The organism is Nostoc sp., from assembly GCF_036917815.1.
Classification (GTDB): Bacteria; Cyanobacteriota; Cyanobacteriia; order Cyanobacteriales; family Nostocaceae; genus Nostoc.
In genome coordinates this window covers 73,098-99,193 of sequence record NZ_JBALEK010000023.1, presented here as the reverse complement: position 1 = coordinate 99,193, position 26,096 = coordinate 73,098, and the positions used below count along the sequence as shown (strand labels likewise).

General features: G+C 41.0%; 23 protein-coding genes, 1 pseudogene and 1 CRISPR repeat array. Of the genes and pseudogenes, 14 read left to right on the top strand and 10 right to left on the bottom strand.

Translation table 11 applies throughout. The annotated features are described in order from the left end of the window. The first annotated feature begins 339 nt into the window (after nt 1–339). From V7K97_RS06855 to aroF, 4 genes are all read left to right on the top strand, one after another. Nucleotides 340–1,107 (top strand): circadian clock KaiB family protein, encoded by a 768-nt coding sequence (locus V7K97_RS06855; RefSeq protein WP_334800099.1) that lies wholly within the window; start codon nt 340–342, stop codon nt 1,105–1,107. 252 nt (nt 1,108–1,359) lie between these two features. Further along, nucleotides 1,360–2,787: a CRISPR direct-repeat array (repeat unit 37 nt; unit sequence ATTGCAATCAACTAAAATCCCTATTAGGGATTGAAAC). 727 nt (nt 2,788–3,514) lie between these two features. Further along, entirely contained in the window at nt 3,515–3,784 is a 270-nt protein-coding gene (rpsO, locus tag V7K97_RS06850) for a 30S ribosomal protein S15 (protein ID WP_334800097.1), read from the top strand. 11 nt (nt 3,785–3,795) lie between these two features. Then, on the top strand, nt 3,796–4,266 hold the full coding sequence (locus tag V7K97_RS06845; protein ID WP_334800034.1) for a PAM68 family protein: 471 nt from the start codon (nt 3,796–3,798) through the stop codon (nt 4,264–4,266). Nucleotides 4,267–4,536: 270 nt separating this feature from the next. Then, nucleotides 4,537–5,595: a 3-deoxy-7-phosphoheptulonate synthase gene (aroF, locus tag V7K97_RS06840; RefSeq protein ID WP_334800033.1), complete on the top strand. Its 1,059-nt coding sequence runs from the start codon at nt 4,537–4,539 to the stop codon at nt 5,593–5,595. A gap of 310 nt (nt 5,596–5,905) precedes the next feature. Here the strand turns inward: aroF and V7K97_RS06835 are convergent, their stop codons facing one another. From V7K97_RS06835 to fraC, 3 genes are all read right to left on the bottom strand, one after another. Next, complete coding sequence (locus V7K97_RS06835) at nt 5,906–6,685, bottom strand: ABC transporter permease (protein ID WP_334800032.1); 780 nt, start codon at nt 6,683–6,685, stop codon at nt 5,906–5,908. Between the two features lie 155 nt (nt 6,686–6,840). Continuing rightward, a complete protein-coding gene (gene fraD, locus V7K97_RS06830; RefSeq protein ID WP_334800031.1) occupies nt 6,841–7,854 on the bottom strand; it encodes a septal junction protein FraD in 1,014 nt (337 codons plus the stop codon). A 63-nt stretch (nt 7,855–7,917) separates the two neighbouring features. Continuing rightward, a complete protein-coding gene (gene fraC, locus V7K97_RS06825) occupies nt 7,918–8,457 on the bottom strand; it encodes a filament integrity protein FraC (protein WP_334800030.1) in 540 nt (179 codons plus the stop codon). A 216-nt stretch (nt 8,458–8,673) separates the two neighbouring features. Between fraC and V7K97_RS06820 the strand changes: the two genes are divergently transcribed. The 8 genes from V7K97_RS06820 to V7K97_RS06785 all read left to right on the top strand — a co-directional run bounded on the left by V7K97_RS06820 (nt 8,674) and on the right by V7K97_RS06785 (nt 17,507). After that, the gene (locus V7K97_RS06820; protein WP_334800029.1) at nt 8,674–9,810 is read left to right on the top strand and encodes a cob(I)yrinic acid a,c-diamide adenosyltransferase; all 1,137 of its coding nucleotides are present in this window, start codon (nt 8,674–8,676) and stop codon (nt 9,808–9,810) included. 451 nt (nt 9,811–10,261) lie between these two features. Then, complete coding sequence (locus V7K97_RS06815; protein ID WP_334800028.1) at nt 10,262–11,002, top strand: GDSL-type esterase/lipase family protein; 741 nt, start codon at nt 10,262–10,264, stop codon at nt 11,000–11,002. Between the two features lie 45 nt (nt 11,003–11,047). Further along, entirely contained in the window at nt 11,048–11,482 is a 435-nt protein-coding gene (locus V7K97_RS06810; RefSeq protein WP_334800027.1) for a hypothetical protein, read from the top strand. Nucleotides 11,483–11,706: 224 nt separating this feature from the next. Beyond that, nucleotides 11,707–11,892 carry a hypothetical protein gene (locus tag V7K97_RS06805; RefSeq protein ID WP_334800026.1) on the top strand — a complete coding sequence of 62 codons (186 nt, stop codon included), beginning with the start codon at nt 11,707–11,709 and terminating at the stop codon, nt 11,890–11,892. Nucleotides 11,893–11,973: 81 nt separating this feature from the next. Then, nucleotides 11,974–13,263 (top strand): cation:proton antiporter, encoded by a 1,290-nt coding sequence (locus V7K97_RS06800; protein ID WP_334800024.1) that lies wholly within the window; start codon nt 11,974–11,976, stop codon nt 13,261–13,263. 610 nt (nt 13,264–13,873) lie between these two features. After that, nucleotides 13,874–16,063 carry a cation:proton antiporter gene (locus tag V7K97_RS06795; protein ID WP_334800023.1) on the top strand — a complete coding sequence of 730 codons (2,190 nt, stop codon included), beginning with the start codon at nt 13,874–13,876 and terminating at the stop codon, nt 16,061–16,063. Between the two features lie 4 nt (nt 16,064–16,067). Continuing rightward, complete coding sequence (locus V7K97_RS06790; protein WP_334800022.1) at nt 16,068–16,550, top strand: hypothetical protein; 483 nt, start codon at nt 16,068–16,070, stop codon at nt 16,548–16,550. Between the two features lie 114 nt (nt 16,551–16,664). Beyond that, nucleotides 16,665–17,507, top strand: a complete 843-nt coding sequence (locus V7K97_RS06785; RefSeq protein WP_334800021.1) for an AMIN domain-containing protein — start codon at nt 16,665–16,667, stop codon at nt 17,505–17,507. A 108-nt stretch (nt 17,508–17,615) separates the two neighbouring features. Here V7K97_RS06785 and V7K97_RS06780 read toward each other — a convergent pair whose 3' ends face one another. Continuing rightward, entirely contained in the window at nt 17,616–18,155 is a 540-nt protein-coding gene (locus V7K97_RS06780; protein ID WP_334800020.1) for a DUF3172 domain-containing protein, read from the bottom strand. Between the two features lie 383 nt (nt 18,156–18,538). Here V7K97_RS06780 and V7K97_RS06775 point away from each other — a divergent pair, with 383 nt between their 5' ends. Next, nucleotides 18,539–18,922 carry a response regulator gene (locus V7K97_RS06775; RefSeq protein ID WP_334800019.1) on the top strand — a complete coding sequence of 128 codons (384 nt, stop codon included), beginning with the start codon at nt 18,539–18,541 and terminating at the stop codon, nt 18,920–18,922. Here the strand turns inward: V7K97_RS06775 and V7K97_RS06770 are convergent. The 5 genes and pseudogenes from V7K97_RS06770 to V7K97_RS06750 form a co-directional block, all read right to left on the bottom strand. Then, nucleotides 18,903–19,109 (bottom strand): annotated as a pseudogene (locus tag V7K97_RS06770) (Na-translocating system protein MpsC family protein); the annotation flags it as partial. The gene V7K97_RS06775 and the pseudogene V7K97_RS06770 sit on opposite strands and share 20 nt — an antisense overlap. A 57-nt stretch (nt 19,110–19,166) precedes the next feature. Further along, nucleotides 19,167–20,165 carry a 2-hydroxyacid dehydrogenase gene (locus V7K97_RS06765; protein ID WP_334800018.1) on the bottom strand — a complete coding sequence of 333 codons (999 nt, stop codon included), beginning with the start codon at nt 20,163–20,165 and terminating at the stop codon, nt 19,167–19,169. 616 nt (nt 20,166–20,781) lie between these two features. Then, nucleotides 20,782–22,101, bottom strand: coding sequence for an MFS transporter (locus V7K97_RS06760; protein ID WP_334800017.1), 1,320 nt, complete (start codon nt 22,099–22,101; stop codon nt 20,782–20,784). Nucleotides 22,102–22,612: 511 nt separating this feature from the next. Next, nucleotides 22,613–23,680 (bottom strand): NADPH dehydrogenase NamA, encoded by a 1,068-nt coding sequence (gene namA / locus V7K97_RS06755; RefSeq protein WP_334800016.1) that lies wholly within the window; start codon nt 23,678–23,680, stop codon nt 22,613–22,615. A gap of 317 nt (nt 23,681–23,997) precedes the next feature. Further along, the gene (locus V7K97_RS06750; protein ID WP_334800015.1) at nt 23,998–24,219 is read right to left on the bottom strand and encodes a hypothetical protein; all 222 of its coding nucleotides are present in this window, start codon (nt 24,217–24,219) and stop codon (nt 23,998–24,000) included. A 103-nt stretch (nt 24,220–24,322) separates the two neighbouring features. Between V7K97_RS06750 and V7K97_RS06745 the strand changes: the two genes are divergently transcribed. Further along, nucleotides 24,323–24,463, top strand: a complete 141-nt coding sequence (locus V7K97_RS06745) for a hypothetical protein (RefSeq protein ID WP_334800013.1) — start codon at nt 24,323–24,325, stop codon at nt 24,461–24,463. A gap of 436 nt (nt 24,464–24,899) precedes the next feature. On the opposite strand, the gene V7K97_RS06740 is transcribed toward V7K97_RS06745, so the two are convergent. Continuing rightward, complete coding sequence (locus V7K97_RS06740; RefSeq protein ID WP_334800012.1) at nt 24,900–25,463, bottom strand: DUF2808 domain-containing protein; 564 nt, start codon at nt 25,461–25,463, stop codon at nt 24,900–24,902. Nucleotides 25,464–26,096: the final 633 nt, after the last annotated feature.

The window sequence follows — 26,096 nt, the reverse complement described above, 5'->3', positions numbered from 1 at the left end:
CGCAGGCGGGGAGGGGATTAAGGGGAGCGAGTACCGTCTTCTCCCAAGGGGAGACGCTAAAAGCGATAGCGAGTCCGCGTTCGCTTTTAGCGTCTCGTAGAGAGCGTCTGGAGTCTCCCCAAGTAGAGCATCTGACGTGTGGGGTGCAATGACTGTGGGAATCATAACTATTTATACGGACATGATATGAGTACTAAGTGCCCAGAAATTGTTATGTCTGGAAATGAGATTTACGGGATTTTTAATGGGTTCTCAATTTTCTAGCTGATCCTGGTTGTAGTTATGGCTAAGGTAAAAGGTATAAAGAGAGAATTTTTTACTTTTAGCTTCCTAACCTCAGTGAATAACTTGACGACAAACAAACTATCTACATCCCAATTGTTTAAAGGCATTGCGCTATTTACACCTGGAGGAGATTTAATTTATTGCATCGATCCTAGCAAGCAAGGGCGATGGCACTTGCATTTGTGTTCGGCCTTGCAAGAAATCCTAGATTTACCAGAGCTACCGCACTTTTTAGTGCCTTGTTATACTGCGACCATTGACAACTGGTTAGATCCGCGCACTCAACAAGTGCGAACTTTTGCTGAAGCTTATCCGGCTGTAATTAGACATCAAGCTTTGCTTAATGCCATTTTTGGCACAGGGGAGTTAGTATGGCAAGCAGCTCCTTGGCAAGAGGGTTTGTGCGATCGCATGGTGTTAACAACTTATCGTTCCTCATTCCCGCAGCTTTGGGAGGATCACGATTTAATTGTCCGTCTAGACCTTTCTGAACCTGTGCCAAAATACCACCAGCCAGTTATAGTCCAAAAAAAGGAAGCAATCACACAAGGCTATGTACTCCGCTTGTTTGTTGCAGGACATAGCAGTACTACCGAACGCATCCTTCAGAATCTACACGAATTGTTAGAGCGATCGCTCGGACACCCTTATACTCTAAAAGTGATTGATGTTTTAAGTCATCCAGAACAAGCAGAACTCAATCAGGTTTCTGCAACTCCCACCCTTGTCAAAGTTTGGCCTCACCCAATTCGCCGAATCGTTGGAGAGTTGGATCATGTAGAAAAGATTTTACAGATGTTAGCTGCTAAGGAAAAACTTTAAGTCATCAGACTAGTTTTTTGCCAAGTGCGCGAATGGGTAGGTGTTGGGAAAGGGGCGACTACAAAAATGGCTAGATTGCTCTATCTACAAGGATTTCAGGGCTGTAGCTTCTTTAAACCATCCGCGCACCTTATGTAGACCGACTTTCAGCTATTTACAGCTGGCACAATTGCCACTCCCTATGTTATGATTTTCGCATTCGCGCTATTGAACCTTGAAAACCAAATAACACACGGCTTTCCGACGCCAGCGATTGCAATCAACTAAAATCCCTATTAGGGATTGAAACATTAGTCTCACACCTCACACCTTTAATCTCAAATATATTGCAATCAACTAAAATCCCTATTAGGGATTGAAACTTCACAACGGCCTTCCCAAAATCTTGCACGTCTTCCATTGCAATCAACTAAAATCCCTATTAGGGATTGAAACGAATATTGAGCATAAGCGGGCAACTGATAGGCGATAATTGCAATCAACTAAAATCCCTATTAGGGATTGAAACTTTTTTTGACCCTTCTTATTTATCGACTTCACCAATTGCAATCAACTAAAATCCCTATTAGGGATTGAAACGCTGCATACGTTTAATAAATAATCGGTAGGGATAACACCCTAATTGCAATCAACTAAAATCCCTATTAGGGATTGAAACTTTACACCAACTCGAAGTCGAGCTACATAAAAGTCAGATTGCAATCAACTAAAATCCCTATTAGGGATTGAAACTAAAGACCACGGGACTAAGCATTAATGGTGATGTAAATTGCAATCAACTAAAATCCCTATTAGGGATTGAAACTTGACATAAGTTGTCAATAAGCCTTCTATTGGTACTGGATTGCAATCAACTAAAATCCCTATTAGGGATTGAAACAAGAAAGCTGGTTTCTGTTTTCTCCCAATACGCAGCATTGCAATCAACTAAAATCCCTATTAGGGATTGAAACTAATCCCGATCACATGGCAGATGTTTTAGAAAATAGCAACAATTGCAATCAACTAAAATCCCTATTAGGGATTGAAACTTTTTTAGACTATTTAGAATTTCTACTTGTTCACTCTATTGCAATCAACTAAAATCCCTATTAGGGATTGAAACTTATGCCCGCTACGGCATTCAAAACCGAGCGATATTGCAATCAACTAAAATCCCTATTAGGGATTGAAACTAGGAATGCGGCTGACAAGCCTTTGTTTGGTGTTTATTGCAATCAACTAAAATCCCTATTAGGGATTGAAACGCGTCTCAAAGCCTTGCAACTACGTTGCTTTATCCATTGCAATCAACTAAAATCCCTATTAGGGATTGAAACTGATCCAAAAATATTCATTGCACTTATAGGTTTATTGCAATCAACTAAAATCCCTATTAGGGATTGAAACTACAGCTTTAAATTGCTCACTAAGGGACTTAAAGAAATATTGCAATCAACTAAAATCCCTATTAGGGATTGAAACCAGAATATCTAGAAGTGAATCCCCAATCCCCAATATTGCAATCAACTAAAATCCCTATTAGGGATTGAAACTTTATTCAAATTAGTCAAAGTTTTAGTGGCGTTTGCATTGCAATCAACTAAAATCCCTATTAGGGATTGAAACTTGATTCACCAACTCCTAAGTTGGTGATTTTTTTTATTGCAATCAACTAAAATCCCTATTAGGGATTGAAACGCGATTTTTAAAACCAAGCTCTTTTATTACTCTCATTAGAGGTTGTTTGGAAAGTGGTTGGCTGTAATTTTAGGCACTTACTGATCCCCCCTAACCCCCCTTAAAAAGCAGGGCTGATTCATTCCCTAAAAGACCTTAATTTACAAGCGTATCAGTCAAAAAAATCAGGTTTTTAAACACTCTAATTGGGTCAAAAACCAGGCGATCGCACTTAAATTTACCGATTGAAACAGTAATTTTTCGATTACCAACTCACTAAATTTTCTGGTTGATACTCTTGACAAAATTCTGATCTGAACGAATGAAACAGCCCTGCCCTTAAAAAGGGGGGGAACCGGAATCAAAGTCCCCCAATTTATCGGGGTATTTAGGGGGATCTAAAACTTTTTGCTACCGATAGGAGGACTTTTCAAACATCCTCTTAGATAATATTTCAATTCAAGGGTTCTATTGTCCTTTCAGTGGCAACATTGGATTTTCACGTATAAACAGCAACGGTACGACTATTCAATACTATGAGGGAAACCTTTCACAGACTGGAGCAGTCTTGCGAATAGGTGGGTCATTCTCATCAATTCTCGGAAGTTTTGGGAATTACAGTTCCTCAGCAGTTAAATAGTTTAGAACCCCTAAAGGCAGTTCCAGATGATTCCACATCCAGCTTGAGGGCTGTGATATTATGGGAGACTGCTACATACATTTAGAAAAACTAGAAACTGAATCGATCATGGCCCTGACGCAACTGCGGAAACAAGAAATAATTTCCACCTACCAAGTTCATGAAACCGACACTGGCTCGGCCGATGTCCAAGTTGCCATGCTCACTGAGCGCATTAACCGCCTTAGCGAACATCTCCAGGCAAATAAAAAAGACCATTCTTCCCGCCGGGGACTGTTGAAGCTAATTGGTCAGCGCAAGCGTCTTCTAGCTTATATATCGCAAGAAAGCCGGGAAAAGTATCTAGCTTTGATTGCTCGCCTCGGTATTCGTGGATAGGATTACCGCTTATGTCTGGTGAAGAATCTGAACGCAGTCGCTTGCCCTTTGAACCAAACAAAAAGCGCCAAAAACCCGCAAAAACTCAAAGTAAACCAGCAACACAGCCACAAGAATCAGCCAAACAGACCGAAAGAAAGCCGTCTTACACTAAAAAAGAGATGGCAATTCCCCAAGTAGTCAGCCAACGGATGATCCGACGGGTAGCTGTGTTCTGTGGTGTACCAACAGCTTTGGGCATTAGCGCCCTGGTTGTTAGCTATCTGCTTGCTATCTACTCCGACATCCAACTACCTCCCATCGCCGTGTTATTGGTGAATATGGGATTATTTGGTTTGGGGGTCTTAGGGATAACTTATGGCGTTCTCTCTGCCTCTTGGGATGAAGAAAAAGTCGGCAGTTTGCTGGGTTTGGGTGAATTTAACACCAATTGGGGACGAATGGTGGAAGTTTGGCGCGAAACTCGGCAAAAAAACTTATAATCAACGGCGCTCAGGTATCAGGTAACTGTGGTATTGGGTAAATGAAGAAATAAATGTTGAAGTTGAAATCTTATAACTTCAACATTGCTAATTAAAATTATATAATCTTTTTGATACCCCATATCCAGTTATTTAGTAGTAAAACTACTGACTGAGCGCTATATTTTGTAAACAAATTTTATTTTTAAGTACTCGTAATTAGGCCAATAGGCAAGAATAAAGTTAGCTCATTTACACAAAAATTTTACTCAATTAATCAGGAACTTTCACATGATTATAGTAATGAAAAGTGGTTCCCCAGAGGCGGAAATAAACCGCATTGATGAGGAATTAACTAGCTGGGGGCTAACTCCAGAAAAAATTGTTGGTCAACATAAAGTAGTCATTGGTGTAGTAGGTGAAACCGCCAGCTTAGATCCACTACAAATTCAGGAGATTAGCCCCTGGATTGAGCAGGTGTTACGGGTAGAACAGCCTTACAAACGAGCCAGTCGCCAGTATCGCCACGGCGAAGCTTCGGAAGTGGTGGTTAATACTCCCAATGGAACGGTGGTATTTGGTGAACACCAGCCTTTGGTAGTTGTTGCTGGCCCCTGTTCCGTAGAAAATGAAGAAATGATTGTGGAAACGGCGCAGCGCGTCAAGACGGCTGGAGCGAAATTTTTGCGCGGCGGGGCATACAAACCCCGGACTTCACCTTACGCCTTCCAAGGACACGGCGAGAGTGCTTTGAATTTGTTGGCAAAGGCACGGGAAGTCAGTGGACTAGGTATTATTACAGAAGTGATGGATGCCGCTGATCTGGATAAAATTGTTGAAGTTGCTGACGTGATCCAGGTGGGGGCAAGAAATATGCAGAATTTCTCGTTGCTCAAAAAAGTCGGAGCGCAGCCGAAACCAGTTCTCTTGAAGCGGGGAATGGCAGCTACGATTGAAGATTGGTTGATGGCAGCCGAGTATATTTTGGCATCTGGTAATCCCAATGTGATTTTGTGTGAAAGGGGAATACGCACCTTTGACCGCCAGTATACGCGAAATACGCTGGATATATCAGTAGTGCCAGTGTTGCGAAAGCTAACTCACCTGCCAATCATGATTGACCCCAGCCACGGCACTGGTTGGTCTGAGTTTGTGCCTTCAATGGCAATGGCAGCGATCGCAGCTGGCACAGATTCCCTGATGATAGAGGTTCACCCCAACCCTGCCAAAGCTTTATCCGACGGGCCTCAATCTCTGACACCAGACCGTTTCGATCACTTGATGCAAGAATTAGCAGTAATTGGTAAAGCGGTGGGACGCTGGCAGCAATCAGCCGTGGCTCTAGCTTAAAATTCAGTTGAAACTTCTTGCTTGGTATAAATAAATTCGAGTTTGTAGTCAGGACTTTAGTCCTGAGAAATCTGAAGAAGCGATAAATCGCTCACTACAAACTAAGATTTTCTTGCAGGCGATCGCTTAGGTTGATCAAACACGCCGATCACGTTTAATGTCGCCAACAACTTTTTCCAAAATCCAGTTCTCAGATGAAGTACAACATTATACCGCAAGGTGTAGGGGCACGGCACTGCCGTGCCCCTACGGGTGTACCTTACTAGGTCGGAAAATGCTATACAAGTAATGGTTAAGCTGTGCCCAATGTCTAAAATTCGCGTTTTGAAAAAATAAAAGTAGCGATCGCTAACAACATGACACTATAAACTAAGCCATAGCCAGCATTTGTAATCAGTGCAGTTGTGTCAGGTAGTGCTTGCAGACCATAAACGGCATTATTTTTCAAATCTAATCGAGATAAATCTGGCAAAATGAGAAACAAACCTTGAGTTAGACGTTCCATACCAGGGTTGTGGCTAAGACGACCAAGTTGTACTAAATCTTGAGTAATATTTCCGATTAAATATACCGCAAAGGTTAAAACAGTCGCTAGCAGAGAAGCGGTAAAAACACCGAAGGTAATAGCCACAGAGGTGATTAATGACAACTGCAAAAATAAGAAAATTGCAGCAATTAGAATACTCGCCGTTGGATGAGGAATGTTACCAAATTGTAGAAATACCAGATAAATTGCTGTCATCGTAGCGACGAGTACGGCTAGTACTGCCGATAAACCCAAGTATTTGCCGACGATAATTTCGCTGCGGCTGACAGGTTTAGCAATTAACATCAAGATAGTGCGTTTTTCAATTTCTTTATTAACCAGTCCCGTACCAACAAATATCGTCACAATTAACCCGATGGCATTCATCGCCGCCATCCCAAAGTCTAAAAACATTTTGTCTTCAGTCGTAGCTGCAAATTCAGGAAGGACGCGGAAGGCAGTGGCGAGTATTAGCGCATAAAAACCAATAATATATAGGATGCGATCGCGTACCACTTCCTGAAACACATTTTTTGCCAATACAAAAATTCTATTAATTGTCATTTTTTTTGGGCATTGGGTATTGGGCACTTGTACTGAGCGCAGTCGTTGGCGCAGCCTCTCGTAGAGAAGTATGGGGTATGGGGCATGGGGCATTAGGCATTGGTTCTTCTTCCCCTACTTCCCCTACCCCACTCTCCACTCCCCACTCTCAACCTTCACTGCTGCGGAGGCGGTGAGCCAGGAATCAATTTACTGGCGCGATCGCATTCAATTTCTGCAACTGTAATCTTATTCCCTAAATTATTGGCTGGTGCAACTGGTTCAATCCGACAAGATTTCTTTAAATAATAGCCCCGTGGATTAGAACTCGGCCCGATCCAAATACTTAATAAATCTAATATATATCCAGATTTAGTATTAGCTACACGCGGTTCAACGTGCCATAGTTCCTTCTCTTCATATTTACCCAGGTTCTTTTGAATTATTTCTCTACCCAGAATTTCCACCTTGCGTTTCGCATCTATTAACCATTTCTCTACTTCCGACCAAGGTCTTGCAGCTATTTGTTCTACTACTATTGGTTGAAGTTTCTCTAAAATGACAACGCCGTTTTGTGGGATTTTTACTGGTTGTTCTGTTCTGACAACAAAGGTACTATTTTTAAAAGTATCTGCCTGCAAACTGGGATATTGTCGTAACCAATTATCCATCACAAAGTAAAACTGAATCCAGCAACTTAGCAGCATACTACTAGCAACTAAAATTATGATTCTTTGGCGGTCTTGTGGCTTGGGAATGCGAGCTTTAGCGTCGGTGTCGTTTCCTTCAATAAATTCTGGTATTGCCGTAATTAGTGCTGAAATTGTCGGCCAAAAAACAATTATTCTTGGTGTAATTACATCTTGTTGATTTCCAAATGCAAAAACACTTACTAAAAATCCAGTGATTACTGCCCCCACTGGCATGAAAGTACCAGGAACCCTCAAAGGATCTTCAGTTGTATACCAAGCTGTGCCGGCAATTAAAAATAACCAACCGAAAAAGGCAATGATATCTTTGATATAACCTGTGGCAAGATATGAGAGTCCCCAAGAAAAAACACTCATATATATAAATGTCTGCCACGAATAAGCTTTGGGTGGGGCTAATGCTTTCCGAACTCCCGCATAAAGCCCTTGCAAAAATTTAAAAATTCCAAATGCATCTATAAGGTCAAATAGCGTATTCATTTTATTACCTACACCTGATTTTCAATCACTAATTTTCCTCGAAATTAAACAAATAACTTATTGCTATTTTGAGCGAAATAATAAAATAACGGTTATAGCACTATAACTCAGAGAATTCGCTATTAATATAGTAGTAACTAAGTTAGTATTTTGGAAGTTAACGCTGCTAAGACGAAGCCTTTTCTGTCTCTGAGATGTTTGAGGATCTTCTTCCTTTTTAGCAAATGTTTCATTTAATAATACTAGCAAACCCCTTAAAATAAAAAATTTCATCAAAAAAGTAGCAAAGAAAATTATACAGGCAGTTAAGATGATTACAGTTTGGGTATTTGGCGATTTGAAACCATTAAAAAACATATAGTTAATTAATTCTGATTTCACCTCTATTGGCAACAGTGGTTCGGATACAAAAAAGATAAACCAACCAATTACACTAGAAAACAGATTGATAGAAATCGCATAAAAAGTGCTGGTTTTTTTGTCAAATTTTAGTCGATAGTGTAAAACATAAGCTTCGACGGGGATGGCAATCATTACAAACAAAAGGTCAAACAGAATTCCACCAATGGGAAAAATCCTGGGAAGCATCCAATTTTCAGGCATAAATAGTCAAGGGTAAGGGTTAACTGTAGTGAGTATAACTGGGATAGTGAGGGTGATGGGGGAAATTATCTCATTGTTCTTGTTCTTTACTATGCTGGTGTGAGAGTATTCTTAGATTGATATTGTTAATACATTAAGCTGACCATTATACGGACGCGTTAGAAGGGCAAGACGTTAGGTAAGATTAAAGACTGCCACGTTATAGCTTTTTGAGACATGACAAGGAACGGTATCGGTATTCGCACGGCGCAAGTGCGTCAGGAACGGCTCATTGGTCAAATTCACGTCTACGATGGTGTGGGTAAAGGTAAGTCCCAAGCGGCTTTAGGGGTGGTTTTGCGCTCCATTGGCTTGGGGATAAATATGCCTAGCAATTCTAACCGCGTTTTACTACTGCGGTTTTTAAAAGGCCCGGAACGTGATTATGATGAAGATGGCGCGATCGCAGCTTTGCAACGCGGGTTTCCCCATTTAATTGACCAAGTTCGCACTGGGAGAGCCGAATTTTTTGGCCCAGAAGAAATTACCACCTTTGACCGAGAGGAAGCAACGCGGGGTTGGGATGTGGCCAAAGGTGCGATCGCTAGTGGTTTATATTCAGTTGTCGTCTTAGATGAAATTAACCCCGTTCTAGATTTAGGTTTGCTACCAGTGGATGAAGTGGTACGGACATTAAAATCTAAACCCCAAGAGTTAGAAATTATTGCGACTGGACGGGCTGCACCGCAAAAGTTGCTTGATATTGCAGATTTGCACTCAGAAATGAAACCTCATCACCACCCAACAGCCAAAGCCCTCTTACTTGAAGGGATTGAAATTTATACTGGTGCTGGTAAAGGTAAGTCTACAAGTGCTTTGGGCAAAGCTTTGCAGGCAATTGGTAGGGGAATTAATCATCCAGGGTCTACCCGTGTGTTGATTATGCAGTGGCTCAAAGGTGGTAGCGGCTACACAGAAGACGCAGCGATCGCCGCCTTACAGCAATCATATCCAGAAGTGGTAGATCATCAGCGTTGCGGTGGAGATGCCATCGTCTGGCGAAATTCTCGGCAAGAATTAGATTATGTAGAAGCGGAACGGGGTTGGGAAATTGCCAAAGTTGCGATCGCTTCTGGACTGTATAAAACTATTATCCTCGATGAACTAAATCCCACCGTTGACTTAGAACTACTCCCCGTTGAACCCATTGTCCAAGCTTTACTCCGCAAACCCCGCGACACCGAAATCATTATCACTGGCCGCTGCCAAAATCCCCCCGCATACTTCGACTTAGCTAGCGTTCACTCAGAGGTTTACTGCCACAAACATTATGCCAATCAAGGTGTAGAACTTAAACGAGGGGTAGATTTTTAGACGTTATCATATCGCCGAATGCCTCTAGGTGCTTGGCTTTGCTCTTACACTTGCTGTCGCTATCACCCAGCGTGACAGTATGGAAGTGGCGAAAGTTTTCACTAGCAGCACCGTTATGATCTGACCCCGCTTCCCGTCCATTTCTGGTTGGTGCATCCCCGGGGGATTTAAACCCCGACTGAAATGGGTGCTACATGTAGATTGCAGGTTCTTAAACCCTTTAATTTACGATCAAAGTGCGAGGGGATTGCAGCCCTGATGACGGAGACTGGATATATTGGAGTACCAGAATGGGAATGCACCCAGAAGCGGCTTCAAGAGTTGTAAAACTCTTGAAAAAGCAAAAAGGAAAATGCACTCACTGCGAATTGTTCTTTAAAAATGGAGATTTACTGGAGATAGAGTATAGAAATGTATAGAATCTTGTAAAGATATAAAATATAGTTGTTAAATGCACACATTTCTAGCTTCTTCCTCAATGCAGCTGTCTGTACCGCCAAATAACTTTCAGCCGATGAAGATTGTCGCACTGGGGGACAGCTTAATTTATGGATTCGGCGATCCCGAAAAAGGAGGGTGGATCGAGCAACTACGGCGATGGTGGATGTTGCCGGATAGCGCCGGTCATATTCTTTATAATTTAGGGGTCAGAGGCGATCGCACGCAACAAGTAGCACAAAGGCTAGAAGTTGAATTTCGCCATCGGGGTGAACTGCGAAATCGTGTTCCCGATTTGATTATTTTATCCGTAGGGGTGAACGACTCAGCGCGGTTAGCGCGTCCCGATGGTCGAAGTTACACAGATTTTACATTGTTTGAAAAGGAAATTGCTTCTTTGCTAGATTTAGCACAGCAACTCTGTCCTGTGTTATTTGTGGGCATGGTACCAGTGGATGAAGCCAAGATGCCATTTCTAGATTGTTTTTACTATAATCATACCGACCAATACCGCTACAAAGAAGCAACTCGAATTGCTTGCACCAAACGGCAGATTCCCTATTTGGACATTTTTGAGCAATGGATAGAACGCGGTGAAACTTGGCGGCTTAAACGCTTAAGTGAAGATGGTCTTCATCCCAATACACTAGGTTATCAAGCTTTGTTAGAAGATGTAATCAAATGGGATGCTATACCTTCTTTACGTGACACTACGCAAACAGTGGACTTTGCCAATGTAGCTTACAAATTCTAATTTTGATTATCACTCCTAACTCCTAACTCCTAACTCCCCACCCCGATGACACCAACTTTATTTGGTCGTTGGCAAACTCGATTATTATTACTTGCAACTGTAGGTGGACTTGTCTCTTTGCCTTTTGCAATGGGTTGGATTGGCCCTGGTGCTAACTCAGTTTATTTTTGGATACTTGGTTATGTCGCCATCTTTGGCTTAGGCTGGGATGTGCTTTATGACTATCTGCAAAAATCCCGATGGGATAGAGATTGGCCCGCAGTTTATCAACTTTTAGCTGGGATATGGGAATTGGTATTTATTTTCTGTGGAGTCAAACTATTTGGCTTTTTACCAATACCTTTACCTAAGGAAGAACTGTCGCCAGGAGCTTTTTTATTGCACTATAGCATTGTGTGGCTAGCAGTTTTTATTACTTCCCAAAGCCTGATGCGAATTATTTTTCCCCGTTGGCGTTTCCGGGGTGGGGAGTGGTTATAAAACCTCAAATCCTTAAAACTAATTATCTGAAAAATCACACCTAATTTTCAGATAATTAAACTGTAATTTAGGGTAGCACAGATATACGCACCAGGGCGAATGCATCTAAACTACTCTCAATCGCAAACAAGATTAAGAACCAACAAAAAAATCAATATTTCTGGTTTGATTTATTTCCCAAGCCTCGAAGCAATCGCTTTATTATGCTTACTCCTTGGAGGTGAATGAGTATTCGTGCCAATCGCAAATGGGGCGATACCCAATCGCTTGATAAATATGATTGGCTAAATAATAATGATAATCGTTTGGAGGTTTGTATATATGGCGGTTTTAGTTTGGATGCAATATGTTGTATTGACATTAAAAACAGCTATCTGATGTTTGCAAAATTGGCACTTGTGCTGATGTAGTAGTCATAGATGCGAAAAACAGGACAAATTTTGCAGTCTGGGGAAATTCTGCAATGCAGAGACGCAAATTAAGGAAGTGCAATGTCAAATTTTGATCTGGTTATTCAGCTATTTCTGCAACTCACAGTTATTTTAACTACTTGTCGCATCGTTACGATTTTAGGACGCCGCTATCTTGGTCAAACCGATGTTGTTTGCGAAATGATCGCAGGTGTAATGCTGGGGCCATCGCTTTTGGGCTTGATTGCACCGGATTTTCAGCAATGGTTGTTTCCTAAGCTTCCTATCATCACTGCTGTCGGACTCAAGATTCCCAACCCTTCGATGTCGATTTTATATGCTATCAGCCAAATTGGGTTGGTGATTTATATGTTTTTGATTGGTTTGGAGTTTAATACCAAACTCTTAAAACATCATATCAAAAGTGCAAGTTTGCTATCTGCTGCCGGAATACTCACTCCTTTTATCTTAGGAGCGATCGCATCTTTTTGGTTTTATCACAATGGCGATTTCTTTCAACCAAAGGTAACGCCTTGGTCAGCCGCCTTGTATCTGGGTGCATCGATGACAATTACGGCTTTTCCGATGTTAGCTCGCATTCTTTACGAACGTGGCCTTGCACAAACCCGCTTCGGTACTTTGGCTTTAGGTGCAGCATCGGTAGATGATGGAGTTGCTTGGTGTTTGCTGGCCATCGTCCTTGCTAGTGTGAAAAATTCTCTGAGTATCGCTATCTTAGCAATTGGTGGTGGCATTTGCTACGTGCTATTTGCAATTTTTCTCGCTCAACCTCTACTGAGAGTGTTCACACACATGACAAAACGCGATGCAGGTGTGAACAGACAAACCCTAACTTTAATGTTGATAATTTTGATGTTTTGTGCATGGTTTACCGATGTCACAGGTATCTATGCAATATTTGGTGCTTTTGTGCTGGGAGCAGTGACACCACGCGGGGAATTTGCCCAACAAATTCGCCAATATACGGAGTTTTTAACTACTTCTTTTTTGCTACCGATGTTTTTTGTCTTCTCTGGACTGAACACTCAAATCGGATTGGTAAACACGCCTACTTTATGGGGAATTACGCTGTTAATTATTGCGATCGCAATTCTTGGCAAAGGGGTTGCTTGTATGTTGGCTGCAAAATTGGCGGGGGAAAATTGGCGTGAATCTGCAACTATCGGCGCTTTGATGAATGCTCGTGGTTTGATGGAGTTAATCATCCTTAACATTGGTCTGGAACAAGGTATAATTACCCCAACTTTATTCACTATAATGGTTATTATGGCAGTCATTACTACCCTGATGGCATCGCCACTGATTACCTTTTTCTTGCAGGGTACAAACTATGATAAATCTTCTGCTTAAGCCAATTTAATTATTAAATTAATTACCTAGCAATGGGGCAAAATTCTCTGTTTTGACTCTGGCTCTAGCAATCCTAAATAATTTATAAACACAAAGATCCCCGACTTCTTGAAGAAGTCGGGGATCTGAACCTCTCGGTTCTTGGAGATATAGCTCCTAAAATCACCAGAATTCATGTTTTACGGGTGCAACTGCATCGTAACAATAATTCACATGAAAATCAAGCACAAATTAGGGACTTCCAAGAAATAAATTATCCAAATAAACCAACCACAGAGACACAGAGAACACAGAGGAATAAGGAGGAGAGAGTTTTTTGAGTATTTTTTATTTGGAAGTCCCTTACTCTTGGTTGGATCTAACAAGCTTGACATTTCCCAGTCTTTTAAAGAATTATCTTAGAGGATGTTTGAAAAGTATTGGGCGAATAGAATTCGCTACTACACAAAACTTAGTCCACGGAGGTTGACTAATACAAAATCAAGGGTTTTTAACCTGCGGAGGCAGGTTTTGCCTGTGTAGCCGCGATTTCCAATCGCCGAGGCAAGTAAGAAATTAGACTTTTCAAACATCCTCTTAGAGAAACCAGATAGTTAATTGTGAGGAAACCATGCACATAGTTGTTCTCGTTCTGGTTGAGGTGCTGATTGTTATTGGACTTTCACGGCTAGTAGGGCTAGCATTCCGTTCCATTAAGCAACCGTTGGTAATTGGTGAAATTGTCGCCGGCATTATGCTCGGCCCATCTTTATTTGGTTTAGTTGCTCCCCATCTAGCAGTTACCTTGTTTCCACCAGAAACTATTCCTTTTTTAAATGTTTTGTCTCAGGTGGGACTAATATTTTTCATGTTTCTGATTGGACTAGAACTAAATCCCAAATACCTCGGTGGACAATTAGAAGTTGCAGTTTTAACTTCTCATGTCAGCATTTTGGTGCCGTTTTCTCTCGGAACATTGCTAGCGGTGATACTTTATCCCCTAGTTTCCAATGCAAGTGTATCATTCACCGCCTTTGCTTTGTTTTTGGGGGCGGCGATGTCCATTACTGCCTTTCCAGTGTTGGCGCGAATTATTACTGAAAACAATTTACAAGGAACGCGTTTAGGAACCTTGGCGTTAACTTGTGCAGCCGTGGATGATGTAACAGCCTGGTGTCTCTTGGCAGTTGCGATCGCAGTTGCTCGGACTGGTGACTTTGCTGGTGCTATACCGACAATTATCGCCAGCATAGTCTACATCGGCTTGATGTTGACGGTGGGACGCTGGTTTCTCCAACGCCTTGCCAAACACTACCTCCGTGCAGGAAGACTCAGCCAATTACTGCTAGCTGGGATTTATATGGGTGTGGTTGCATCAGCACTAATCACCGAACTAATTGGGATTCACTTAATTTTTGGAGCATTTTTGCTGGGAGCAGCCATGCCCAAAAATGAAGATTTAGTGCGGGAATTGGCAGTAAAAACCGAAGATTTTGTCCTGATTTTCTTGCTACCAATATTTTTTGCCTACAGTGGCTTAAAGACACAGATTGGCTTGCTCAACCGTCCCGAATTATGGCTTTTGTGTGCGTTGATTTTAGGAGTGGCGATCGCAGGTAAATATGTTGGTACTTATGTAGCGGCTCGTGTCAGTGGCATTAATAAACGAGAAGCTTCAGCACTCGGTTGGTTAATGAATACTCGCGGCTTGACTGAACTGATAGTGCTAAACATTGGTCTAGAGTTAGGGGTAATTTCTCCCTTAATATTTACCATGCTGGTAATTATGGCATTGGTAACTACATTCATGACCTCGCCACTGCTGGAATGGACATATCCCAAGAGGCTAATCAGGTTAGACGTGGTGGAACCGGAATCGGAAGCAGAAACAGCTACAAGCGCTACTGATGCCGAAACTTACATTCGTCCCTACCGAATTTTGGTGCCAGTGGCGAATCCGAGTACCCAAAAAGGTTTGGTACAGTTGGCAGCAAGCATCGCTCTCAACTACCGACATCCCGCCGTTGTCAACCCTCTAAGCTTGATTGAATTTGAAGAAGATTATGCTTTTGAAAGTACGCCAGTTGAAGCAGACCGATTAATTGCCCAACGCCGTCAGCAGCTAGAAGAATTGATTAATACTCTCGAACCAGTAGAAACACGCTCTCACGTACATCCCATCGTTCGCATATCTAGCAATGTCGCACAGGAAACAGCACAGATTGCCGTACTCAAACAAGTTGATTTAATTCTTGTGGGATGGCATCGCCCAGCTTTTAGTAGCAACCGCTTAGGTGGAAGAGTCGGTCAAATGCTCACCACTGCACCAGTAGATGTTGCAGTATTTGTGGACAAAGGAGGCGATCGCTTACAAAGCTTATTGGTGCCTTATTCGGCAAATATTCATGATGATTTGGCATTAATACTGGCTCTGAGACTGTTAATTAACCATGAAACTTGTATGTTACAAGTTTTACAGGTTGTACCCGAAAATCACCTCAAGGATGAGTTGAGTTATGAGTTACATACAATGATGGAGCAATTACCGAGCAGTGTCCGCGATCGCATAGAAATCAAAATTGTCCCAGTTTCAGAGGCAATCCAAGCTGTAGTCGAAGCCTCAAAAAATGTAGACCTGACAATTGCTGGTACCAGCCGCACTTGGGGTATCGAGCGTCAAACCTTGGGAAGATATACAGATCAACTAGCCATGCAATGTTGCTCCTCCCTGCTGATTACCCGCCGCTACAGTCAAGTCACCGCTCATCTGGCTTCCGTACTTTCTGAGGTTAGTAGTCAAGAGCCAACATTGAGGAGTTGAGAAGATGAATCATTTCAACTTCAAATCTTTAGCTTTTTACGGAGTAGCAATAATTTCAGTGCTAGTGTTGTTTAAAACTGTCAGTGTTTACGGAGAAAACAATCTCAAGGCTCCTCCGGCCGTTAACGGTCGGTATCGTCTAACCCTAGCGGAAAATTTGCCGAACTGTGAAAAATCGGATACTCTGACTTTAAACATTGAGCAGTCGGGTATTTACTTAAATGCCTCTGTATTACCCGCAAACGCTAACGCCGATACTGACGAAAAGCACTCTCTGGCAGGAATCTTCAAAAATCAACAATTAAATTTATCTGGAAAAGTTGGTAGATCAATCCTTTGTAATATTCCTCAACCCCAAAACGATCCTTTGAACTCAGTCACAATTCAAATGCAACTTGTGGATAAAGGTAGTATTACAGGTGAATTAACCGTAAATGGCATTCCCCAAACTCTGAAATTCACGGCTGTGCCCCAAAAAGCTCATTGAATTGGGGAGTGGGGATTGGGGACTGGTGACTGGGGACTGGGAAGATTTAGATGGGGATTCAGACCCCAACCAAATCTTCAAGCGCGAAGTAAATAGCAATGTGAGATAAAAAGAATGGATCAGGGACTAAAGACTAGGCAATTTTGCCAATGGCGCAAGCAGCTATTTAGTATCAGTCTACTAGGCTTTTATGCAGCGATCGCCCTCGAAACTTGCACTACTGCTGCTACACCACTGGCAAAGCTAGATAGTTGGCGTTTTTCCCCCAAGACACAGCAACTGGAAATCACCCTCTCAGCAAATACAACCCCCCATTATTTCTACCTAGCCAAACCCTCTCGGCTAGTTGTAGATTTACCGAATACTAAGTTGGGCAAAGTTACCACACAACAAAATTATTCTGGAGCAATCAAAAGCATTCGCCTTTCACAGTTGAACGCAAACGACACACGCATTGTCCTAGATTTAGCACCAGGGACTGTTTTAAATCCCAAACAGGTACAACTGCAACCCGTTTCCCGAAAAAACTCTACTCGCTGGGTATTACGTCCGGTTATTTCTGGTAAAACTACTGCCGTAAAACCAGCAAATTCCCTATCTTCAACCAAGAAACAAACTCAAACACTGTATAAGTACTCACAGCCTCCGATTAACCTACCCGTAACCACTACTAATCTACAACCGTCTTCACTCACCGTTCCGCCTCCATCCAATGAACTGCCCACAACAATTACTAATAACTCAGGGCAGCCTTTTGTCACCGTACCTCCCCTAACTACGAATACATCTTCAGAACAACCTGCTTTGATTCTTCCTCCTCCTTCTTTCCCAAGTCAACCCGGTAAATTGAATAACATTCCTGCTTTCGGTATGTCGGAATTTCCAGTTCCAACAATCCCCAATGTTCCCGATCCCCAGGTGATCGAGTTTGGTCAACCCCTTCCTAAAAGTAGATAGGGAGATGAGGGGGAAATCAATTCAAAATTCAAAATTCAAAATTCAAAATTAAAGAATTTATTTCTGCCTCCTCTTTCCCAATGCCCCATGCCCCATGCCCAAATAAATCTAAAATCTGTCCGTTTGCTGAGGTGTTCCAACTGCTCCTGGTTGAGCAGTGAAGAAGTTTTGAGCGGCCTCATTCTGATATATGCATCTAATATCAGGTTTCTCACCGTCCAAGTTACCTGTAAAACCAAAGGTGTTCAGGCGATTTTTGCAATCTCTTACCTGATCGGATGTCACCAGCTTACGTTGCTCTAAAATTGCCCAGTCATTTTGTCGAATTACACATCCAGGACGCATACTCGGTTGGGAAACATAAACATTAAAGGGGTTGAGAGTAATGAACAATCTAGCGTCCGTCACCATAGCGCTAGCTCCATACTGCACACAAATTTCTGGGTTTGGTGCTTTGAGATCAATGAATTCACGGGAAGCTACATTTGATGGAGCCAACGTGGTTGTAGAACTAAAAGCAATGCCAATGCCAATTCCCAAAATCAACACCCCTCCCATAATTGCGATGGTGGTAAAGTTAAACATCGGGGATTGGAAAAAAGAGGGTTTAGAAGTAGTAGCCGATTTACCAGTGGGTTTACGTCTCATTGTTGCTTAATCACCTTCACGCCGTTTCGCAGGGAGTGGTCTAAAATTTTCTCCGATACAAAAATACTAACAATTACTAACAATTGTCCGCTTTTTCTTCCTGTTTCTTCCTGGCAGTGTCGGCACAATCCAATCCACAGGCTCTCTACAACAATTTTATAGTCTATCCTTGCAAATAGATACATCAAATATGATACTATTTGCTTGACTTTACAAATACTCTGTATGAGTTATACACCATGCTATTCATTTCATGCCCTGATTAGTCGCTTAAAGATACCTTCGTACATTTACTTAGGAGCTTGCAAGAAAAAAAGACTTGTAGGGTTTCCTGATGGGTTTAGTCTTTATGCCTAACCTTTCTTGGACAGCATTAACTGCTTATGAATGAACAGCCTTTAATTTTGGTTGTAGAACATAGTCTACATGATTTAGAGCTACTTAATTCTCATTTAGGAATATTAAATTTCTCATGCATTTGTACCAAACAAAGGGTGAGGGCTGTGATATTGGCACAAACTCATCAACCAGATTTAATCCTGCTAGATATGATGCTATCTAATTTGAGTGCGAACCAAGTAATTGATGACCTCAAACACGACTCAAAAACTGCTACTATCCCAATAATTGCAATAACACCTCTAACAATGTCAGAAGATGAGGACTCAACTTTGCTGATAGGATTTGATGGTTGCATCACTAAACCCTATGATTTTAATCAATTAGAAGTGGTAATCAATCGCCACATCAGTCAGCTAAATTATTGAAATTTCCCTTGGGAATAGATTCGGGATTACGAACCTCAGGTAATTGATTGAAAACCACAATAATTCCAGTACGGCCTGTTGCTAAATTTGTGTTTGTCATGAGTTCGAGGCCAGGTTTACCAATAATTTCCTCAAGCAAACTTTTTAATTCTAGTTTAATTATTTTCTCTGAATGTAATCGTACTTGTTCAGCTAAACTATCATAACCTCCCCATAGGCAGCTTCATATTGAATTGATATTAGCTCACGGTTGAGCGTGAATTTCATTTGCACAAGGACGACCCTGTTCAACATCAGTAATATTAGCAAAAGTTGTTTCTGCAATATTGTGCAGAGCTTCTGCTGTAAAAAAGGCTTGATGTCCGGTAATCAGTACATTGGGGAACGTTGTTAGACGCTGAAAAATATCATCTTGAATAATTTCGCCAGACAAATCCTCAAAAAACAATTCCGATTCTTGTTCGTAAACATCCACACCAAGATAGCCAATTTTACCAGACTTCAATCCCTCAATCACTGCTTGAGTATCAATCAGCGCTCCTCGACTAGTATTAATTAGCATCACACCTGGCTTAATCTGTTCTATGGACTCAGCATTAATCAAGTGATGCGTTTCGGGAGTTAGGGGACAATGGAGAGAGATAATATCGGAGTTAGCAAATAGCTCAGGTAGTTCTACATACTTTCCACCTAGCGCCTCCAATTCGGGATTGCGATAAACGTCATAAGCGAGTAGGTGACAGCCAAATCCCTTCATAATCTGCCCTAAAATCAGACCAATTTTGCCGGTGCCGATAATCCCCACTGTGCGCTCATGCAAATTAAATCCCAACAGTCCATCTAGGGAAAAATTGCCTTCTCGGACACGGTTATAGGCACGATGAATTTTGCGATTTAGGCTCAAAATCAATCCTACGGCGTGTTCTGCTACCCCATAAGGCGAATAAGCGGGAACACGAACAACGGTAATTCCTAAGTCTGCTGCGGCTTTTAAGTCTACATTGTTAAACCCTGCACAACGAAGAACAACCAGGCGATTTCCCTGTGAGGCGAGAAGTTTCAAGGTTGCGGCATCAACCTGATCGTGCACAAATACGCAAACCGCCGGAAATCCAGCAGCAAGGATAGCTGTATCCCGATTTAAACGGGGTTCAAAAAACACTAACTCGTGTTGGGTGGGAGAATTTGCAGCTGACAAAAACTGCCGATCATAGGCTTTTGTACTGAAAACTGCTACTTTCATGCAAAACCTCAGATTGTATGCTGCACGGTGTTCGAGTACATAATACCTTGACATTTAGAGCAGCGATGTCTACAACGAGCGTAGTTGGTTGGGACACCTTTGAACATTGTCAGTCTTAGAGGGTGTTTGAAAAGCCCTCTTGTTAGTAGCAAAACATTATAGATCCCCCTAAATCCCCCGATAAATTGGGGAACTTTGATTCCGGTTCCCCCCTTTTTAAGGCAGGGCTGATTCATTCCCTAAAAGGCTCTGATTTACAAGCGTTTCAAGCAAAAAAGTCAGGTGACTAAAAAATCTGATTGGGCGAGAAAATCGCGTAGGCGTAGCCCGTCGTAGACATCGCACTGAAATTTACTCGTTGAGGTGGTATCTTTTCGATAACCAAATCAAGCAAATTTCTGACTTATACTATTGACAAAATCTCTAAGAGATCGAATGAAACAGCCCTGCCTTTTTAAGGGGGGTTAGGGGGGATCAATAAGTGACTAAAATTACAATCAACTACTTTTCAAACAACCTCTTAGAGATTGGTCTTTGTGCAAGCGATTTCAGAACTAAAGCAAAAATTTATAATTCAGAGTGAATCGCTTCCAGACAACATCCAACAAAACCAGATTTAGCCTTTATTTGACTGTGGAAGTAAGCCCAACTCTGCATAAATTGGATTCAGTATCTTTCTTATTTGGGGCAGTTGTCTACTAAAGAAATACGCTCCTAAAATACAACAAATACCGCCAAAGAGTAAAGCACTGGTAACACCAAAGTAAGCTGCCAATGCTCCGAAAAATAAATTACCAAAAGGCAATATTCCTAAAAAACCAGTTATAAATATACTAGTTACTCTACCTCTTTTATCTTCATCAAGAAGAATCGATTGCATAAAATTATTAATTGAAGCCAGAGTTAGACTATTATTCATCCCGATGATAAACATGAATATTAGACAAATCTCTAAATTGGTTGACTGGGAAAAAACTATTAAACCTAAACCTAAAATTGCGGTAGAACTTGCTATAACCTTTCCCAATCCGATGATATTTTTTCTAGAAATTAGATAAATACCTGAAACTATGGAACCAAGCGCTGAAGCTGTCATCAAAAACCCCATAGTTTCAGCATTACCTTTCAAAACTTCTTGAGCAAAAATTGGCACTAAATTGATATGAGTCATTCCCATAAAACAGATAATAATTTGTAATATCAATAAATGTTTAATAGGTAAAAATTCGTATGCATAAATAAAACCTTCCTTGAGGTTTTTCCAGATTTGCGATTTTTCATTATATGAATTGTTTATAACTGTATTTACCTTCATAGTTAAGATTGCAGATACAAAGGGTAGATAACTAATACTATCTACTAAAAAACACGAAGCTGCACTAGATCGAGCAATTAGTAAACCCGCAATCATCGGACTAACAAACTTCGCTGTATTAATCAAGAATGAATGGGAAGCCATCGCACTATAAGTATCTGACTTCTTATCCAAAAGTCTGGGAATAATTACCTGACGTGCTGGCAGATCGAAAGCTTTTACTATTCCCTGAAGCGTGCCAATAACAATAATCCATGTAACATTGATGTTATCGCTAAGAGTTAGAAAGGTTAGAGTAGAAGATAGCAGAATAGATACTAGCTGAGTAGTTAATAGGACATAGCGTAAATTCCAGCGATCTAGCAATACTCCTACCAAGGGTGTAATAACTAAGCCCATAGCTTGATTTGTAAATCCAGCCACACCCACTAATACAGCCGAATTAGTTAATTGATAAACTAGCCATACCAAAGCAATTTGAGTCATCCAAGACCCAAAAAAAGATAAGCTTTCTCCGATAACGAAACAAGAAAAATTAACCGATTTAAGCGCAGATGGAAGTTCAAAATAAACAAATTTTAGTTTGTCTTTTTGGAAATTTTCTCTATTACTTGGTAGCATAACCGTTTCCCTGTTAAAAAATTGTTGCAGCCTGTTTTGTCAAAATAGACTTCACTTGAAAATATGAACTAATACAATACAGCACAGCATAAATAAACCATCCATTCCAAATCAATAAAATGCTTACGCTGTATCCTGTTCTCATTTTTAATTCCGCTTAGTAGAAACATTGCATTGCAACGTCTCTACTAATTTTTTGATCAAGTTTTATGAAAGAGTGTTAGTAATACTTAATGTTAGTAAGACAGAAAGTTTGTACACTTACTATTAGAACAAAAAAATAGCTAGACTATGGCTAGAGTACGCATCATACCATGTCTAATCGAATACTGACAACTATTGCAAAATCAACCAACAACCCCTACCGCCAAGCAGCAAGGGTTTGAAGTAGTTGATGCTCAATTACAGCTATTTTCAGGTAAATAGACCACGCGGTAAGGGCACAGCATTGCTGTGCCCCTACGACAGATGTGGTTCAAATACACGAAAACTGCTGTAAGCACAGTTGACATCATACCCAAGCCCTGTCATATTGAACAGGCCAAAGTTTATCATGTCCCAGTTGTTTAGCTGCAAGATGTGGCCAGTAAGGATTACGGAGTAGTTCACGTCCCAACAGCACTATATCAGCTACTTCTGTACGAATGATCTCGTCAGCTTGTTCAGGGGATGTAATTAAGCCCACGGCTCCTGTATGAATATTAGCTTCGTGGCGGATGCGTTCAGCAAACTGAGTTTGATAACCAGGTTTAATTGGGATATTAACGCCCGGTATAATACCACCTGATGAATTGTCGATGAGATCAACTCCCAAAGATTTAAGTTTGTCGCTTAAAGCGATACTTTGCTCAATGTCCCAGCCATTGTCTACCCAATCGGTGGCAGAAATGCGTACCCAGAGTGGATGTGTTTGAGGCCAAACCTCTCGGACTGCTTGAACTACTTCTCTGAGGATACGAGTCCGGTTTTCAAAGCTACCACCATAATCATCTTGACGGTGGTTAGAAAGGGGTGAGAGAAATTGGTGCAGTAGATAACCGTGGGCAGCATGGATTTCCACTACCTTGAAACCAGCTTCTAGAGAGCGTTTGGCAGCTTGGGCAAAGGCATCAATAACTTGTTGAATTCCCTCAAGAGTGAGGGCTTCTGGAACTGGGCTATCTTGGCTAAAAGCGATCGCACTACTCGAAACCAAAGGCCGCCAACCTTCCTGAGATTCATCCAGCGTTTTTCCTCCTTTACTCGGTTTGGCAGTGCTGGCCTTTCTGCCTGCATGAGCAAGTTGAATACCTGCAACAGCCCCAAAGTTATGAATTAATGCCACAGCCTTAGCTAAAGTTTCTATGTGTGCATCTGACCAGATTCCTAAATCTTGCGGGCTAATGCGTCCACCAGGTTCTACGGCTGCTGCTTCTGTGAACACGATCCCGGCACCGCCAACTGCACGAGTAGCTAAATGAATAATGTGCCAATCATTAGCATATCCATTTGTACTGGAATATTGACACATGGGTGAAACGGCAATGCGGTTGCGAAAGGTAACTTCACGAATCTTGAATGGTTCAAAGAGGTGTGCCATTGATATTGATTCCTTTTACTTTTGAGATAAGTCTGAGCCAAGGCTTTCTTAAATTACAACTTCGGTGCTTTTGACTTTTGCGTAGCCGTACTAGTGGTCTCTCAAATTCATTTTGACGGTTAGAGAGACGCGATAAATCGCCGTCTCTACAGAAAATTTATTCGTCAATTAGTTCTTGACAGACTACTAGTACAGTACAACGGAAATAAACCACCCATTCCAAATCAATGAAACGCTGACGCTGTATACCTAGTTTGAATTTTGTTAGCGCAGCGTTAACGAGTCCGTGTACTCTTACAGAGAAGCAAGCTACGCTTTTAGCGTCTGTCTGCGACACGCTGCGCGAACGTAGAGAGCGCCATTTTGAATTTTGAATTCCGCCTTGCTGTACTAGGCTCTTTGGTCTGTAATTCCCAGATATCGGATTTTATTTGTTCTTGATCTACTAATAACTGTAGATGATCTGGTAATTTAGTTTTTTGCCCAAGTGACCAATTTTCTTCATCCAAACATTCTCTTTCAATTTGTCCTAAAAACATGGCTTTACTCTCCAAGAGTACTCTAGCTTAAGTTTAGTAATTCCTAATTTAGAAAAGACGAAATAAAGTTCAACTTCTGAACTATTCCTTGACTCAGATTGATATGTACTCACGATTTTATATATCTCCTAACTTATGGAATTGGGAATTGGCATTGGTTATCGAACAGAATCCAGTAGTCATCAGAATGAATTCTGTACGACTGGCGGATAGCGAAGCGGTAGCGAGTCATCGAGCGTCTTGATTCTGACTCCTGAATTCTGACTTCTGAATTCTTCTTTAATAATTCATCTCCCTGGTTTCCCGTAGCGTTGCTCAGACATAGCTTTCAATAATCCTTGTAATAGAGGCTAAAAGTTTACTTGGCACTAAATTCTGAATTGATCGGATAAACCACCTAATTCACTTATACTACGATAAATCGACCGATATACCGTAGTATATAATTACAAGATTTGCACAGATTATGCTAAAAAACAAGAGTGTATTAAAATTTGTTGACATTACTATTTAAGAAAATGCAGTCTGTAGCGAAAACTTTCTCAAAAAAGTAAAGGGCAAGTATAACTTTTGTCCTCAATGGTTAAAATAACAGATTCTGCGTTGAATAGTTGAATAGGTTAGATAGAAGGCACTGGGGAGTGGAAAAAAGTTTTCCCAGTCCCCAGTCCCTAATAAAATTAATTATCTGTAGTCGTAGGCCCAGAAAATTGGAAGCGTCCAATACCGAGAGATTGGCCAGCAATTTTCTCACCAGAGGGAAAAGCCTTAACGCCAAATAAATAGACACCATCAGTAAAAGGATTGTAGTAAGTTTGCAGACCAATAGTAACCGTCTTTCCCGGTGGTATAGGAGTGTCAAAGATTACTGTAATACTCTGCTGTTTATCGCCACCTTTTACAGCTTTGAGTGCCAACTTTGAACCTTGGTGATTGCGTGTGCCTTCAAAGGCAAAAGTATCTTTCTGATTGAACGCAATCTCTTCACTCCCCTGAATCTGGTTAAAAGTAACCTGCTGCAAGGCTTCCCCAGCTGTCGCTGGTACTTCCAGAGTGAAATAGTATGTCGTATTTGGAACACTCGTATTGCTGTATGGAGTGCTGGCACTAATTAAACGCGGTGGTTCGACAAAAGCGATCGTGCCATTGCTTAAGGTAACTGCATTGGCTACCGAATGAGGTAGTAAATATAGTCCAGTGCTAACAACAAATAGAGTCCTAAAAAAATTAGTAACGTACTTCATAATTTAGATTTTTACCTCAATGATTTTTATCTGGGACTCAAATTATTGAGCCTTGCTTCAAATACCCATATTTAAGCCTGAAGAAATAAATGACTCCAGCCTCTTAAATCAGCAAATACAATCAAGTCTGCCAACTATTTATTAGGTAATTTTGCTGTAATTCTAGCACGCAATTTTAAGTTGTCCATGATTAAAAAACAGATATTTAAATTTAAATTTAGCTAGGAATTTTGCCGGAATTTTAATTAGTAAGTTTCCTCAAAAGTCGATGATTTTACCGGGCTTTAACTCCGAAGAAACACCTGTATATTGATGTATTTACCGTAATTGAATCAATTAAATACACCTAAAAATCGATATATTTATCGTAGTAATAAATAAAAAGTAAAAAGATAAAAGTAAAAAGTAAAAAGAGAATCCCCATAAATAAATTTAGGGGATTTAAAAAGGATGCCTTGTTTCTTGCACTACGTGTATCGAAACAAATCTTTATTTCCTTTTCCATAAATAAATTTAGTTGCTCTCAAACCGATTTTATTCCTCTTTATTTTTACTTTTTACTTTTTACTTTTGCCTTGTTCGGTGAATCTAGGACGACTAAAGCCCGATCCAAGAAGTATTGGAAGTGATATT

Bases quoted from the DNA above. Each gene is read 5' to 3' on its own strand.
- V7K97_RS06785 (WP_334800021.1), top strand. From the start codon at position 16,665: ATGGATCAGGGACTAAAGACTAGGCAATTTTGCCAATGGCGCAAGCAG.
- V7K97_RS06815 (WP_334800028.1), top strand. From the start codon at position 10,262: ATGCACACATTTCTAGCTTCTTCCTCAATGCAGCTGTCTGTACCGCCA.
- V7K97_RS06760 (WP_334800017.1), bottom strand. From the start codon at position 22,101: ATGCTACCAAGTAATAGAGAAAATTTCCAAAAAGACAAACTAAAATTT.
- rpsO (WP_334800097.1), top strand. From the start codon at position 3,515: ATGGCCCTGACGCAACTGCGGAAACAAGAAATAATTTCCACCTACCAA.
- V7K97_RS06795 (WP_334800023.1), top strand. From the start codon at position 13,874: ATGCACATAGTTGTTCTCGTTCTGGTTGAGGTGCTGATTGTTATTGGA.
- V7K97_RS06740 (WP_334800012.1), bottom strand. From the start codon at position 25,463: ATGAAGTACGTTACTAATTTTTTTAGGACTCTATTTGTTGTTAGCACT.
- V7K97_RS06810 (WP_334800027.1), top strand. From the start codon at position 11,048: ATGACACCAACTTTATTTGGTCGTTGGCAAACTCGATTATTATTACTT.
- V7K97_RS06745 (WP_334800013.1), top strand. From the start codon at position 24,323: ATGTACTCACGATTTTATATATCTCCTAACTTATGGAATTGGGAATTG.
- V7K97_RS06775 (WP_334800019.1), top strand. From the start codon at position 18,539: ATGAATGAACAGCCTTTAATTTTGGTTGTAGAACATAGTCTACATGAT.
- V7K97_RS06845 (WP_334800034.1), top strand. From the start codon at position 3,796: ATGTCTGGTGAAGAATCTGAACGCAGTCGCTTGCCCTTTGAACCAAAC.
- aroF (WP_334800033.1), top strand. From the start codon at position 4,537: ATGATTATAGTAATGAAAAGTGGTTCCCCAGAGGCGGAAATAAACCGC.
- namA (WP_334800016.1), bottom strand. From the start codon at position 23,680: ATGGCACACCTCTTTGAACCATTCAAGATTCGTGAAGTTACCTTTCGC.
- fraC (WP_334800030.1), bottom strand. From the start codon at position 8,457: ATGCCTGAAAATTGGATGCTTCCCAGGATTTTTCCCATTGGTGGAATT.
- V7K97_RS06750 (WP_334800015.1), bottom strand. From the start codon at position 24,219: ATGTTTTTAGGACAAATTGAAAGAGAATGTTTGGATGAAGAAAATTGG.
- fraD (WP_334800031.1), bottom strand. From the start codon at position 7,854: ATGAATACGCTATTTGACCTTATAGATGCATTTGGAATTTTTAAATTT.
- V7K97_RS06800 (WP_334800024.1), top strand. From the start codon at position 11,974: ATGTCAAATTTTGATCTGGTTATTCAGCTATTTCTGCAACTCACAGTT.
- V7K97_RS06820 (WP_334800029.1), top strand. From the start codon at position 8,674: ATGACAAGGAACGGTATCGGTATTCGCACGGCGCAAGTGCGTCAGGAA.
- V7K97_RS06765 (WP_334800018.1), bottom strand. From the start codon at position 20,165: ATGAAAGTAGCAGTTTTCAGTACAAAAGCCTATGATCGGCAGTTTTTG.
- V7K97_RS06790 (WP_334800022.1), top strand. From the start codon at position 16,068: ATGAATCATTTCAACTTCAAATCTTTAGCTTTTTACGGAGTAGCAATA.
- V7K97_RS06780 (WP_334800020.1), bottom strand. From the start codon at position 18,155: ATGAGACGTAAACCCACTGGTAAATCGGCTACTACTTCTAAACCCTCT.
- V7K97_RS06805 (WP_334800026.1), top strand. From the start codon at position 11,707: ATGAGTATTCGTGCCAATCGCAAATGGGGCGATACCCAATCGCTTGAT.
- V7K97_RS06835 (WP_334800032.1), bottom strand. From the start codon at position 6,685: ATGACAATTAATAGAATTTTTGTATTGGCAAAAAATGTGTTTCAGGAA.